This window comes from Nonomuraea basaltis (assembly GCF_005893125.1).
Lineage (GTDB): Bacteria > Actinomycetota > Actinomycetes > Streptosporangiales > Streptosporangiaceae > Nonomuraea > Nonomuraea basaltis.
In genome coordinates, this window is sequence record NZ_VCJS01000292.1 from 1 (window position 1) to 13,324 (window position 13,324).

Genomic DNA, 13,324 nt, shown 5'->3' on the forward strand with positions numbered 1-13,324 from the left:
AGCGTCAGAGGTGTATAAGAGACAGGGGCGTTGGGGGGGGAGCGGTGATCGCGGACTCGGCCGGGTCCATGGCGTACGTGCGGGTGGGGGCCGGGGCCCGGACGGGCTTGACGGCGGTGGACGTACAGGAGCGGTTGTTCGCGGTCTTCTCCTCGCCGCCGCCGGTGTGGACGGTGGCGCAGTTGCGGATCGGGCCGGTGGCGTCCGGGGTGACGGTGAAGGTGAGCGTCCTGCTCGCATGCGGGGCCAGCGTGCCGAGCGGGCAGGTGACGGCCGGGCCACCGCCGGGGCACTCGGCCGGGCGGCTGGTGATCGTGGTGCGGTCGCCGTCGGTGGCGTCCCGGACGGTGACGTCCATCGCCGGGGAGGGGCCGCGGTTGGTGACCGTCAGCCTGTACGTGATGTCGTCGCCGGCGGTCACCGTGGGCGGGCCCGTCATGACGATCTCCACGTCGGCCGTCGTCCGGATCTGGCTGATCAGCTGCGTCGCGTCGCCCGTCGCGCGCGGGGCGGAGACCTGGGCGCGGTTGGTGATGTTCGTGCCGGCGGGGAGCGACGGGTCGACCCTGACCGGGATCTCGTAGGTCACGCTCTGCCCCGCGTGGATCATCAGCTTCGCTCCGCCGCAGGTGATGGTTTCGTCGGTGCGGAAGCAGCCGCTGGGGAGGCGGCCGGGGGCCGTGCCGGGGCCGAGGATATCGGTGATCGTCACCTCCTCGGCGTCCTGGTCGCCCGTGTTCGTCACGGTCACCGCGTAGACGGACTCCCCGCCGATGATCATCGGATCGGGAGAGACGGTGCTGGCGATCCGGAGCTCAGGCCTGCCGTCAGGTACGGGGACCGCGGCCGTGGAGGGGTCGGCCGGCTCGGGGGCGGTGGCGACGGGCTGGCCGGGCGACGCGTTGGCCCCGGCCAAGGGTTGCCCGGCCGGCTGGTCGGCCGCGGCCATGGGGTGGTTGCTCCAGCCGCCGCTGCCCAGCGCCGCGAGCACGACGACCGCCGCGATCCCGGACATGCCCATTTCGGCCCCCTACGTGAACGTGCCGTACCTGCTCGACCCGGGGCGATCCTCCTATCCCCCGGCCTGCGCGCACGGGCGATCACACCTGAACCATGCACAGTCATGGGCGAGTCTTTGCCAAGGGACCCGGCCCCCGCACCTGCGGCATTCCGCGCTCGACGAACAACGCCCAGCACGGCGCTCTCGGGTGCGTAGTGTCGGGACCATGCCAGGTGTCGCATCGGCCGCGCTGATCGAGAAGGCCCGCGCCGCCGAACGCGAAAACCCGCTGGGCGTCCGCTACCTTCACGCCGACGTGGCGGCCCCCGGCGTGCTCGACACCGAGGCCGGCGAAACCGGCGCCAGTCCCCTCGACACTCCCGACATGCCCGGCGTTCCCGGTGCCTTCGACGTCGTGGTCTGCAGCTTCGGCCTTTCCGACATCGACGACCTCGAAGGCGCGGTGGCCGGAGTCGCCCGTGCCCTCCGGCCCGGAGGCGTGTTCGCGTGCTCCATCCTGCATCCGTGTTTCCCCGGCGGCCTGGGCGTCTCCGGGTCGTGGCCCGGAGACGCCCGCTACCACACGGAGGGCTGGTGGCGGGCCGACGGCGAGCTCTCGTCACTGCGCCGCCAGATCGGGGCCAACCATCGCACGCTGTCGACCTACCTCAACACGCTCCGCCGCCACGGCCTCTGGGTGGACGAGATGGCCGAGCCCGAGCCGCCCCCGGAATGGGCGGCGAAGCGGGCGGACGCCGCCAGGTTCCCGGTGTTCCTGGTCCTGAGGTGCGTCAAGGGCGAAGGGGCTCCGACAGCATCGAGCACCTCCTGACCACGGGCGGGCGTCACCGGCCGGGCACCTCGACCGCGTCGACGGCGCGCGCCGGGCTGTACGGCGGGAGATCGAAGCGGGCGCGAATGGTCTGCTGGACCGTGATTTTGTCGGCCCGGGCGTCGACCGTCATCACATATTCCTTGCGCCGGAAAAGCTCGATCACCGGGTCGATCTTGCCGTGGTAGTCGCGCAGCCGCCGGGCCAGCACGTCCGGGGTGTCGTCCTCCCGGGTGACGAGTTCACCGCCGCACACGTCGCACCGCCCTTCGAGCTCCGGCCGGTGGGCGATCAGGTTGTAGTCCATGCCGCACCGCGAGCACAGCCGCCGGGCCAGGACGCGCCGCCGCACCTCGTCGTCGGGCAGGTCGAGGTGGATCACGCCGTCGATGTCATAGCTCTCCAGGAAGAACTCCGCCTGCCGCCGGTTGCGGGGAAAGCCGTCGATGACGAACCCGTAGTTCCAGTCGTGCAGCTGCAACCGGTCCCTGACGACGTCCTCCACCAGGTCGTCTCCCACCAGCTCCCCCGCCGCGACCACGCGGCGGACCTGGGCGCCCAGCTTGGTGTGGTTCTTGACGTGCCAGCGGAAGATGTCTCCGACGCTGATGTGCACCAGATCCAGGTCGTTGGCGAGCAACTGGCTCTGCGTGCCCTTGCCGCTCCCCTGCACGCCCATGATCACGTATTTCCGCATATGTCATCACTTTCGCGGTCATGTCATTCTTCGAGCACCGCCACCCTCCCATCTGCCCTCTGTACGTGAGAAGCCGCATGGCGTGGCGGGCCACGATCAGGGCCCGCCGGCCCGCGGAAAGACGATACGTAGATTTCCCGATGACTCCCCATGCCCGCTGTGCCTACCCTCGGCCCCATCGAGCGCCGTCCGACAAGGTGGGTACATGCGCGCGCTGACCGTGGTCCTGTCGTCCCTGCTCCTGATCACGACCCTCGCCCCGCCCGCGGGGGCGGCGGCGAAACCGGCGGCTGCCACGCCGGACGTCGTCTTCCAGCGGGCCGACTTCTCGACCGGCACGTCCGAGGGCACGACGGCCGGCGACGGACTGTCGTTCGGCTCGGCCGCCGGCACCACCTCCTACACCGACGCGCTGGGCACCAAGACCTGGGAGTATGCCCGCTGGACGGGCCCCGAGCGGGCCATCGGCTTCCCCGCGACCGAGCTGATCGCCTCCTGGACCGCGGACCTGCCGCCGGGCAGCTGGCTGCAGGTCGAGGCGCGCGCCAGGAACACCGAGGGGCTGACGAAGTGGTATTCGCTCGGCCGCTGGTCCTACGCCGAGGGCGACATCCGCCGCACGTCGGTGCCGGGGCAGGGGGACGCGGACGCCACCGTGGCCGTGGACACGCTGGTCGCGGCGGCGGGCAAGCAGATCAGCGCCTACCAGCTGCGCCTGACCCTCTACCGGACGCCGGGCTCGGCGGTGACGCCGCGGGTTCGTACGTCCGGCGCCATGGTCTCCAACGTGCCCGAGCGCAAGACCGTGCCGGTCAGCCCGGGCGGCGGCGCCTGGGGGACGGAGCTCGACGTGCCGCGCCGCTCCCAGAACATCCACCAGGGCCACTACCCCGAATGGGACGGCGGCGGCGAGGCGTGGTGCAGCCCGACCTCGACCACGATGGTGCTGGGCTACTGGGACAGGTGGCCGAGCGCGCAGGACACCGCTTGGGTCGATCCGTCCGACCCGAACCCGGAGGTCGACTACGCCGCCCGCTACACCTATGACCACGCCTACCAGGGCGCCGGCAACTGGCCGTTCAACACCGCCTACGCGGGCCGGTACGGCATGGACGGGTTCGTCACCCGGCTGCGCTCGCTGACCGAACTGGAGCTGCTGATCAAGGCGGGCGTCCCGGTCATCACCTCGCAGTCCTTCAAGAAGGGCGAGCTGCCCGGCGCCGGGTACGGCACGAACGGCCACCTCATGGTGATCATCGGCTTCACCGCGACCGGCGACGTGATCGCCAACGATCCGGCGTCGGCCGGCAACGACGCCGTGCGGCACGTCTATCCGCGCGCCGACTTCGAGAACGTCTGGCTGCGCAGCTCCAGCAGCGGCGGCGTCGCGTACGTCATCCACCCGCCGGGCCACGCGCTGCCCGCCACCACGCCGGGCCTGCCTGGCAACTGGTGAACACGCTCATGTAGTCCGGCGGCGGACGGACCCCTCGACGCGACGCGGAGACTTCCGTACCCTGACAAGCCCGACAACAGTGGCCGACCACGCCGGGGAGCGCCGGATGACCGAGGACGAATCTGCGACCCTCGAGAGAACCCGGGTGGTGTGGCCCCGAAGGAACGGTCCGCCCCTGCTGCTGGCGTCGGAGGGCGCCCGCGTCGTGGTGGCGGGCACGGGCGCGCATCGCCCGGCGTCGCGGCTGCCGCAGGTCCCGGCCGTCCCGACCACTCTCAGCGACGTCGGCCAGTGCCTGGTCGAGCGGGCGGGGCTGGCTCCGGCCGGCCTGACCGTGCTGCCGGACCCGGCGACCCCGGCCAATCTGGGCGAGGCGCTGGACCGGGCGGCGCGGGAGGCCACGTCGGTCCTGGTGTTCTACTACGTCGGGCACGGCCTGTTCGGCCCGGACGGCGAGCTGCATCTGGCCACGCGCGCCACGGTGGACCTCGGCCAGGGGGTGCCCGGCTACCAGGCGCTGCCCTACTCCGTGGTGCGGGAAATCCTGTCGTCGTCGCCGGCCGAGCTGGCCGTCGTGGTGCTGGACTGCTGCTTCACCGGCGCCGGGCGGCCGGTGCCCGCCAAAGCCGTTGATCAGGTCTTCGAGGGCATGGAGCGCAGCGCGTACGTGCTGGCGTCGTCGAGCCGGGACGAGAACGCGTGGGCGCTGCCCGGCGTCCGGCACACGGCGCTCAGCGGGGCGCTGCTCAGGCTGCTGAACGAGGGCGCCGCGGACGGACCGGCCGCGTTCACGCTGGACCACCTCTACCACCGCCTGACCCGTACGCTGCCCGACGCCGGGTTCCCCCAGCCGCGGCGGCAGGTCACCGACGTGGGCGACCGGCCGCCGCTCGCCGCCAACCCCGCCCACGAGGGGACGCGCAACCGCTCGGGCCCGCCGATGGCGTCGCCCGGCGACCTGTCCAGCCCCTATCGCGGCCTGGCCGCGTACGGGCCGGAGCACGCGGAGCTGTTCCTCGGGCGCGAGGAGCTCACCAGATCGCTGGCCGGCAGGGTGCGGCAGGCGCTCAGAGCGGGCGGCCCGCCCGTCGTCACCGGCTCGCAGGCGCTCGAGACCGGCGGCCCGAACGTCGTCATCGGCTCGCACGCGTTCGAGACCGGCGGCCCGCTCATCGTCACCGGCCCGTCGGGCTGTGGCAAGTCGTCGGTGCTGCGGGCCGGGCTGATCCCGGCCCTCCGGCAGGACGAGGAGCTGTCGTGCGTCGTGCTGGCGCCCGGCGCGGATCCGCTGGGTACGCTGGCCCGCGAGCTGGCCGCGCTCGGCGGCGGCGACCCGGCGCGGCTGCGCGCGATCATCGAGTCGGATCCCGGCGGGGTGCGGCGCGGGCTTCCCGGGCGGCTGCTGGTGGTGGTGGACCAGTTCGAGGAGGTGTTCACCGCCTGTCCCGACGCCGCGGCGCGGCGCCGCTTCGTCGAGGCGCTCGCGGAGCTGTCCTGCGGGGCGGCCGTGGTGATCGCGGTACGCGCCGAGTTCTTCGGGCGCTGCGCGGCGTACCCGGGGCTGCTGGAGACGACGCGGCGGCCCGAGGTCGTCGCGCCGATGACCGAGGCCGAGCTGCGCGCGGTGATGGAGGAGCCGGCCACCCGGTCCGGCCTCAGCCTGGAGCCCGGGCTCGCCGACCTGGTCCTGGAGGACCTGCGGGCGAACGAGGCGGCGCTGGAGCGGTCGGGCGGCCCGCTCCCCCTGCTCTCGCACGCGCTGCTGGCCACGTGGCAGCGGCGGTCCGGCGGCGTGCTGACCATGGCGGGCTACCGGTCGGCCGGCGGCGTCACGGGTGCGCTGGCGATGAGCGCGGAGGACACGCTGCGCGGGCTCGGCAAGGAGTTCGAGCCGGTGGCGCGCGACCTGCTGCTGCGGCTGGTACGGGTGGACGAGCAGCTCGGCGGCATCTCGCGGCGGGTCCCGCTGGCCGAGCTGGCTCCCGACGCGCCGTCCGTCGGCGGGCAGGTCCTGGCGGAGCTGGCCCGGTCGCGGCTGGTCACGGTGGCCGGGGGCGAGGCGGAGCTGGCGCACGAGGCGCTGATCCGCGCCTGGCCCCGGCTCGGCGGCTGGACCGACGCCGAACGCGCCGGCCTGCTCGTCCGCCGCCGCCTGGCCGAGGACGCGGCGACGTGGCAGCACGAGGGCCAGGACCCGGCATACCTGTACGTGGACAGCCGCCTCGCCGCCGCCCAGGCCATGGCCGCCGCGGTCCAAGCGCCGCCCGGCCCCCAGGCGAAGCCGGGCGGCCAGGCAGCGGCCGGCGCCCGCGCGACAACGGCGCCGGGTGCCCAAGCGGCGGCGGGCGGCCCGCTCACGCCCGTCGAGCGGGCCTTTCTCACCGCGTCGGTGCGCCGGCGCGAGCGGCGGACGCTGATCGGCCGCACGGTCATCGCCGGGCTCACGGCGCTCCTCCTCGTCGCCGTGGGCGGCGGCGTGGTGGTCCTGCGGCAGAGCGGCCAGGCGAGCACGCGGGCCACCCAGGCGACCGGCCAGCGTGACCAGGCCCTGTCCCGCCAGATCGCCGCTGCCGCGAACAGCCTCCCCGACACCTCGCTCGCGGCCCAGCTGGCACTGAGCGCCTACCGCCTCTCCCCCACCCCCGAGGCCCGCGGGGCGCTGCTCGGCACGCTGTCGCGCCCGCTGCCGGCGCGCATGCTCGGCCACACCGCCCCCGTCGAGCGGGTGGCGTACCGTCCCGACGGGCGCGTGATCGCCACCGCCTCGAGCGACTACACGGCGCGGCTGTGGAACGTCGCCGACCCGCTCCGCCCCAAGAGCGCGGGCATCGTGAAGGGCCACACGAGGGGCCTGACGGCGGCGGCGTTCAGCGCGAACGGCAAGGTCCTCGTGACCGGCTCCGCGGACGAGACCGCCCGCCTGTGGGAGGTCTCCGACACCGCCCGGCCGCGCGCCCTGGCCACGGTCACCGGCCACGAGGAGCCGGTGGTCTCGGTGGCGTTCAACCCCAAGGGCGATCTCCTGGCCACGGCGGGCGCCGACAAGTCGGTACGCCTGTGGAACATCGCCGACCCCGCCAAGCCCAAGCCGGTCTCCGTGCTGAAGCAGGCCACCGAACCCACGGAGGTGGCCTTCAGCCCCGACGGGCGCATGATCGCGGTCACCTCGTCCGCCGGCGTCGCCCTCCTGGACGTGCTCACCCCCGCGAAGCCCGGCAACCTGGCGGCGCTGACACCGCCGGACGGCGGCGGGGTCACGAGCGTGGCCTTCGGCCCGAACGGCCGGAACCTCGCCACCGCCTCCAGCACCGGCACGCTGCACCTCTGGAACATCACCGCCGCCAAGCTCGCCGGCACTGCGGCCGGGCACACCTCGCCGGTCGGCGACGTCGCCTTCAGCGCCGACGGCAACGTCCTGGCCAGCGCCTCCGCCGACAAGACCGTCGGCCTGTGGGACGTCTCGAACCCGCGAAGCCCGCAGCCGGCGGCCACACTCAACGGCTTCGCGGGCGCGGTGACGGGGGTGGCGTTCAGCCCGAACGGCCAGAACCTCGCCACCTCGTCCGCCGACGGCGCCGCCCGCGTGTGGAACGTCGCCGACCCCGCCCGCGTCGCCGCCCGCGCCCGGCTGGCCAGGCACACCTCGCTGGTCAATGACCTCGCGATCGCCAAGGACGGCCGTACGCTCGCCAGCGTCTCCGACGACGAGACCGTCAAGATCTGGGACGTCTCCGATCCCGCGTCGGCCGCTCCGGTGTCCACGCTGCGCGGGCACACCGAGGCGGTGGTGGCGGTGGCGTTCAGCCCGGACGGCCGCTACGTGGCCTCGGCGTCGCTCGACCGGTCGGTCCGGCTGTGGGACGTGTCGAGGCCGGCCAATCCGAAGGCCGTGGCGACGATCCAGGGGCACACGAGCGGGCTCCGGTCGGTGGCGTACAGCCCGGACGGGAAGACGCTGGTGACGACCGGGCAGGACGGCAAGACGGTGCTGTGGGACGTGTCCGCGCCGGCCGGTCCCAAGCGGGTCGCGACGCAGGGCGTCGTCGACGACCGGCTCGAGGTGGCCGCGTTCCGGCCGGACGGCCGGGTCGTCGCGACCGGCTCGGGCACCGCGTCCGTACGGCTGTGGGACGTGTCCACGCCGGCCAAGCCGCGCCTGCTGGCCGACTTCGCCGCGCACCCGGGCAGCGTGCTCGACCTGCGGTTCAGCGGTGACGGCAGGACGCTGGCGACGGCGGCCTCCGACGGTACGGCGCGGCTGTGGGACGTCACCCGCCCTGAGCAGCCCAAGCGGCTGTCGATCCTGCAGGGGCACGTCGCGGACGTGGCCGGCGTCGCCTTCAGCGCGGACGGCCGCACGCTCGCCACCGCGTCCAAGGACCGGACGATCCGGGTGTGGAACGTCGCCGACCGCGCCCGGCCGTCGCTGTGGGCGGTGTTCGCGGGGCCGAGCGCGGTGAACGACGTCGAGTTCGGCCCGGACGGCACCGTCCTGGCGGGCACGTCCGGCACGGCCGCCCAGCTGTGGGGGCTGGACGTGGAGCAGGCGGGCGCGAACGTCTGCGAATCGTCCGGGATGTCGATCACCCGGGAGGAGTGGGCGCAGCACGTCCCCGGCCGCCCCTACGCCCTCCCCTGCACGGCCCAGAACTGACGGCGATGCCCGTTGAACGCGGCCACCGCGGCCTCCGAGCCCCGGCGAGCCATCGCGTACTTCTCATATGTACTGCTCAGGCGGTTATTCCAGGTACTTCGTGTTGTCAAAGGTGGCGCGGCCGCCCTCGCCCGCCATGTCCTGCACCCACAGGCCGACGAACGCGCCGGTGAAGCCGAAGGACCGGATCTGGCCGTCGATGATCTCGTCGGCGTTCTCGTCGGACAGGATCGTGGCGTCCAGCTCCACGGGGACGGGCCGGCCGTCGTAGGAGAAGCGCAGGACGGGGCCGTCGAACTCGACGCCGAGCCGGCTCGCCGGCCCCCCGGTGAAGTGGACCGTACGCGCGCCGCGATCGCTGCCGGTCAGGACCAGGCCGTCGCCGGTCAGTGCGAGGTGGTACCAGTTGCGCGAGTTGTAGTAGGCGGTGATCCCGGCGGACTGGTGGACGCTGTCCGGCTCGAAGGCGACGGTCGTCTCGAACGTGCACCTGGCGCTGGTGACCCGGCGGGCGACGAGGCTGGGGGCGCGCAGCCCGTACGGGGACTGCCCGCCTGTGATCGTGATCCGGTCGCCGTCGAAGCTCACCCAGTCCGGCGAGGCCGGGCGGCGCAGGGTGCTCCAGTCGCCTTCGACGGGCGGCCACGAGTGCGGCGGCAGGGCGGGCATCGGCACCTCGACGGCGGGGACTCCCCCGGCCACCCGCGGCCAGCCGTCCACCCAGTCGACACGCTGGATCGCGGTCTCCCTGCCCAGCACGCAGCGGCCGCGCGGGGTGTAGGGGCGGGCGGCCAGGTGCGTGACGTACCAGTTGCCGTCCTGGGTCTGGACCAGGCAGCCATGCCCGGCCTTCTGCAGCTCCAGGCCCGGATCGTGGCGGGCGGTGAGCATCGGCCCGGCCGGGTCGGGCTCGTACGGCCCCTCCAGCGAACGGGATCTGAGCACGGAGACGCAGTGCTCGTAGCCGGTGCCGCCCTCGGCCACCATCAGGTAGTACCAGCCGCCGATCTTGTAGACGTGCGGCCCCTCGGTCACGTTCCGGTTCTCCAGGATGAGCCGCGGCTTGCCGCCGCCGAGCCGCTGGAGCTCGATGCCCGCGAACCCGTGCCCGGGGCGGGAGTCGAAGACCATGTTCAGCAGGTACGTGGCGCCGTCGTCGTCGTGGAACAGCGAGGCGTCGAACCCACGCCCCGGCAGCCGCACCGGATCGGACCACGGGCCCTCGATGGCGGGCGCGGTGACGAGGTAGTTCGCGATGTCCTTGTAGCCGTGGGCGTAGGTGTCCATCACGCCGTAGAGCAGGTGGAACAGCCCGTTCGCGTACGTGAGGTCGGGCGCCCACACGCCGCCCGAGTCGGGCACGCCGGACAGGTCGAGCAGCCGGCGGTCGGTCAGGATGCCGCCGAGGGGCCGCCAATTCACCAGGTCGCGCGAGTGGTGGACGCGCACGCCTGGGTACCACTCGAACGTCGAGGTGGCCAGGTAGTAGTCGTCGCCGACCCGCAGGACGGACGGGTCAGGGTGAAAGCCGGGCAGGACAGGGTTGCGGATCATCGGATCTCCATGAGGCGGCACCGGGGGCGCGGCCACTTTATTGGCCGTCCGTCTCATTTCTGCCTCCAGGTACAGAAACCGGTCGCTGCGAACGCTACGACCGAGAGACGAAGACCACAAGGACGCGTTACGCATACGTTACAGACAAGGCACAGACACGCCGTCATACTGCCGATACGTGTTTCGCCGCATCACCGTTGACCTCAGCCCACCATGCTTCTACCTTAGACACCGGTTTCTACGATGCGCCCAGACGGAGGCTCCTTCCTGTGCTACACCGCCCGAAGGTGTTGTTCGCCATGCGAGCGGAACACCTCGCGATGCTCTTCCCCGCCCCGCTCATGCGGCGGCTGGAGCGGCTGGCCGCCGGCTTCCCCCTCGCCCCCCAGGTGACCCCCGACGAGCTGGACAGGGCGGCCTGATGGAGCTGCGCGCCGGCGCCCGCGACCACGGCACGCCGCTGGTCCCGTACTGGAATGAGTGCGTGGGCGCCGGACGTGCCAACGAGGGGCTGCGCGCCGCCTGGCAGGAGCATCTGCGCATGGCCGTACGGGAGTGCGGCTTCCGCTACGTCCGTTTCCACGGGCTGTTCCACGACGACATGTTCGTGACCAGGACGTTCCAGTACGTCAACGAGCTGTTCGACCGGCTGCTGGACGCCGGGATCAGGCCGTTCGTCGAGCTGGGCTTCTCCCCCGGGGAGCTGGCGCGGGAGCGGGCCACCACGTTCTGGTGGGGCGCGCACGGCTCGCCGCCGACCGATCTCGCCGCCTGGGCCGATCTGGTACGCCGCCTGATCCGCAACTGCGTGGCCCGCTACGGCGTCGGCGAGGTCCGGCAGTGGTACTTCGAGGTGTGGAACGAGCCCAACCTCTACCCGTTCTTCCGCGGCACCCGGAGCGAGTACTTCGAGCTGTACAAGGTCACCGCTCTGGCGGTGAAGGAAGTCGATCCGCTGCTGCGCGTGGGCGGCCCGGCGACCAGCAACTTCGTGCCGGACGGGCGGTTCGCCGGCGAGTTGGAGGACAACTCGCGGCACGCCGCCGTGACCGGGGCAGCCGACCTCGACGCGCTGGAGTGGCGGCCGGTGTGGGTGGAGGAGTTCCTGGACTACTGCCACCGCGAGGGCCTGCCGGTCGACTTCGTCTCCTGCCACCCCTTCCCCACGGACCGGGCGCTCGACGGCCACGGCCAGGGCGCCACCTACACCCGGGGCGCCTCCGCGACCGCCACCGACCTGCGTACGCTGAACGCGATCGTCGAGGCGAGCCCCTACCCCGAGGCCGAGATCCACCTCACCGAGTGGAGCTCCACCCCCTCGCCCCGCGACCACACCCACGACCACCTACAGGCGGCGACGTTCATCGTCCGCTCGGTCCTGGAGTCCATCGGGCTGGCCGACTCGCTCGCCTACCGGACGTTCACCGACGTCTTCGAGGAGAGCGGCGCGGGCGACACCAGCTTCCACGGCGGCTTCGGCCTGATCAACTACCAGGGGATCCCGAAGCCGGCCTTCCACACCTACCGCTTCCTCAACTGTCTCGGCGACACGCTGCTCGCCCGGACGCCCGGCGCGGCCGTCACCCGCCGCGGCGACCGGCTGGTGGCCCTCGCCTGCCACTATCCGCCAGAGATGCCCTCGTCCGTGCCGCTCTCCGCACCCGGGCGCGAGACCGCCGAGCGGACGCTCGCGCTGGGCCGCCCCGAGCCGCTCGTCCTGGAGCTGACGGGCCTGCCCGCGGGGGCCGTGTTCACCGTCGAGACGCTCGACACCGAGCACGGCAACCCCCTGGCCACGTGGGCGAAGATGGGACGTCCCGAGCCGCTGTCCAGAGAGGACGCCGCCGAACTACGGGCCGTGGCGCCGCTGCGCGAGGTCGTCCACGCCTCCGCCGACGGCGTGCTGCGACTGGCGCGGCCCATCCAACCGTGGAGCGTGGTGCTGGTGGAGGAGCGATGAGCGGCCTGCCTCAAGATGCCGACCGGATCTCGCTCGCCCTAGACTGCGGTGAGGTGGTGGATCTCCCATGCTCAGCCTGTCGAAGACCGTGAAGGGCCGACCTTGCCACGAAAAGTAAGCCCTAGAGATATGGGCACGGAGGACGATCGCGTCACCATCCGCGACGTGGCCGCGCGGGCCGGGGTGTCCGCCACCACGGTCTCCCGCGTGATCAAAGGCGACTATCCGGTCGCCCAGGCCACCAGGACGCGGGTGCTGCGCGCCATGCGCGAGCTCGACTACGTCCTCAACGTGCACGCCCGCGCCCTGTCGGGGGCCAGCACGAAGATGGTGGCGTTCGTGCTCGACGACGTCACCGGGCCCTCCTTCGCGCACGTCGCCAAGGGCGTCGAGCAGCAGGCCACCGCCGAGGGACGGCTGTGCATGGTGTGCACCACCCACGGTGATCCGGCCCGCGAGCTGGCCGTCGTCGAGGCCATGCGCGAGCAGCGGGCCGACGCGGTCATCCTCGTCGGCGGCGGCTCACTGGACGACACCTACCGCGAGCGCATGTCGCACTTCGCGCACGCCCTGGACAAGGCGGGCTCCAGGCTCGTGCTGTGCGGGCGGCCGCCGCTGGGCGACGACGTGCCGACCACGGTGGTGGAGTACGACAACGAGGGCGGCGCCTACGCCATGACCAGCCACCTGCTGTCGCAGGGGCACCGGCACATCGCCCTGGTGGGCGCCCCCGCTCCGGAGGACCTCAGCACCACCAAGGTCGATCGGCAACGCGGGTTCGTACGCGCGCACGAGTCGTTCGGCGTCCCGTACGATCCCACCCTGGTCGTCCCGGCCATGTTCGACCGCTCCGACGGCTACGACGCCACCCGCCGCCTGATCGCGCTGGGCGCCCAGTTCACCGCCGTCTTCGCCGGCACCGACATGGTGGCCATCGGCGTGCTGGCCGCGCTGCGCGACGCGGGGCTCAGGGTGCCGGAGGACGTGTCGCTGGCGGGCTACGACGACATCCCGTTCGCCGCCGACCTGTCCCCGGGCCTGACCACCGTGCACATCCCGACGGAAGAACTGGGCCGGACCGCGGTCCGGCTCGCCCTCAACCGCCAGGAACGCCAGCACGTGGTCCTCGGCACCCACATCGTCGTCCGCGACTCCGTCCGCCCACCCGCCC

General features: G+C 72.7%; 9 protein-coding genes. 6 read left to right on the top strand and 3 right to left on the bottom strand.

The window, feature by feature from the left end; translation table 11 throughout:
• Positions 1-4: 4 nt before the first annotated feature.
• On the bottom strand, positions 5-1,021 hold the full coding sequence (locus EJK15_RS61325) for a DUF7507 domain-containing protein (RefSeq protein ID WP_138719576.1): 1,017 nt from the start codon (positions 1,019-1,021) through the stop codon (positions 5-7).
• A gap of 205 nt (positions 1,022-1,226) precedes the next feature.
• Here EJK15_RS61325 and EJK15_RS72085 point away from each other — a divergent pair, with 205 nt between their 5' ends.
• Complete coding sequence (locus EJK15_RS72085; protein WP_171075257.1) at positions 1,227-1,832, top strand: class I SAM-dependent methyltransferase; 606 nt, start codon at positions 1,227-1,229, stop codon at positions 1,830-1,832.
• A 13-nt stretch (positions 1,833-1,845) separates the two neighbouring features.
• On the opposite strand, the gene EJK15_RS61335 is transcribed toward EJK15_RS72085, so the two are convergent.
• Positions 1,846-2,529 carry an adenylate kinase family protein gene (locus EJK15_RS61335; RefSeq protein ID WP_138719578.1) on the bottom strand — a complete coding sequence of 228 codons (684 nt, stop codon included), beginning with the start codon at positions 2,527-2,529 and terminating at the stop codon, positions 1,846-1,848.
• Positions 2,530-2,734: 205 nt separating this feature from the next.
• Between EJK15_RS61335 and EJK15_RS61340 the strand changes: the two genes are divergently transcribed.
• Positions 2,735-3,985, top strand: coding sequence for a C39 family peptidase (locus EJK15_RS61340; RefSeq protein WP_171075258.1), 1,251 nt, complete (start codon positions 2,735-2,737; stop codon positions 3,983-3,985).
• A gap of 106 nt (positions 3,986-4,091) precedes the next feature.
• Positions 4,092-8,639: a caspase, EACC1-associated type gene (locus EJK15_RS61345; RefSeq protein ID WP_138719579.1), complete on the top strand. Its 4,548-nt coding sequence runs from the start codon at positions 4,092-4,094 to the stop codon at positions 8,637-8,639.
• 84 nt (positions 8,640-8,723) lie between these two features.
• Here EJK15_RS61345 and EJK15_RS61350 read toward each other — a convergent pair whose 3' ends face one another.
• Positions 8,724-10,193, bottom strand: a complete 1,470-nt coding sequence (locus EJK15_RS61350; RefSeq protein ID WP_138719580.1) for a glycoside hydrolase family 43 protein — start codon at positions 10,191-10,193, stop codon at positions 8,724-8,726.
• 299 nt (positions 10,194-10,492) lie between these two features.
• Between EJK15_RS61350 and EJK15_RS76875 the strand changes: the two genes are divergently transcribed.
• From EJK15_RS76875 to EJK15_RS61360, 3 genes are all read left to right on the top strand, one after another.
• Positions 10,493-10,615, top strand: coding sequence for a hypothetical protein (locus tag EJK15_RS76875; protein WP_276615566.1), 123 nt, complete (start codon positions 10,493-10,495; stop codon positions 10,613-10,615).
• Positions 10,615-12,153 (top strand): GH39 family glycosyl hydrolase, encoded by a 1,539-nt coding sequence (locus EJK15_RS61355; RefSeq protein WP_138719581.1) that lies wholly within the window; start codon positions 10,615-10,617, stop codon positions 12,151-12,153. The genes EJK15_RS76875 and EJK15_RS61355 overlap by 1 nt, the downstream gene beginning before the upstream one ends.
• 129 nt (positions 12,154-12,282) lie before the next feature.
• Positions 12,283-13,324, top strand: a 1,042-nt coding sequence (locus EJK15_RS61360) for a LacI family DNA-binding transcriptional regulator (protein WP_138719582.1), incomplete at its 3' end; no start/stop codon positions are given.

Coding starts and splice junctions, on each gene's coding strand:
- EJK15_RS61325 (WP_138719576.1), bottom strand. CDS start 1,021: ATGGGCATGTCCGGGATCGCGGCGGTCGTCGTGCTCGCGGCGCTGGGC.
- EJK15_RS72085 (WP_171075257.1), top strand. CDS start 1,227: ATGCCAGGTGTCGCATCGGCCGCGCTGATCGAGAAGGCCCGCGCCGCC.
- EJK15_RS61335 (WP_138719578.1), bottom strand. CDS start 2,529: ATGCGGAAATACGTGATCATGGGCGTGCAGGGGAGCGGCAAGGGCACG.
- EJK15_RS61340 (WP_171075258.1), top strand. CDS start 2,735: ATGCGCGCGCTGACCGTGGTCCTGTCGTCCCTGCTCCTGATCACGACC.
- EJK15_RS61345 (WP_138719579.1), top strand. CDS start 4,092: ATGACCGAGGACGAATCTGCGACCCTCGAGAGAACCCGGGTGGTGTGG.
- EJK15_RS61350 (WP_138719580.1), bottom strand. CDS start 10,193: ATGATCCGCAACCCTGTCCTGCCCGGCTTTCACCCTGACCCGTCCGTC.
- EJK15_RS76875 (WP_276615566.1), top strand. CDS start 10,493: ATGCGAGCGGAACACCTCGCGATGCTCTTCCCCGCCCCGCTCATGCGG.
- EJK15_RS61355 (WP_138719581.1), top strand. CDS start 10,615: ATGGAGCTGCGCGCCGGCGCCCGCGACCACGGCACGCCGCTGGTCCCG.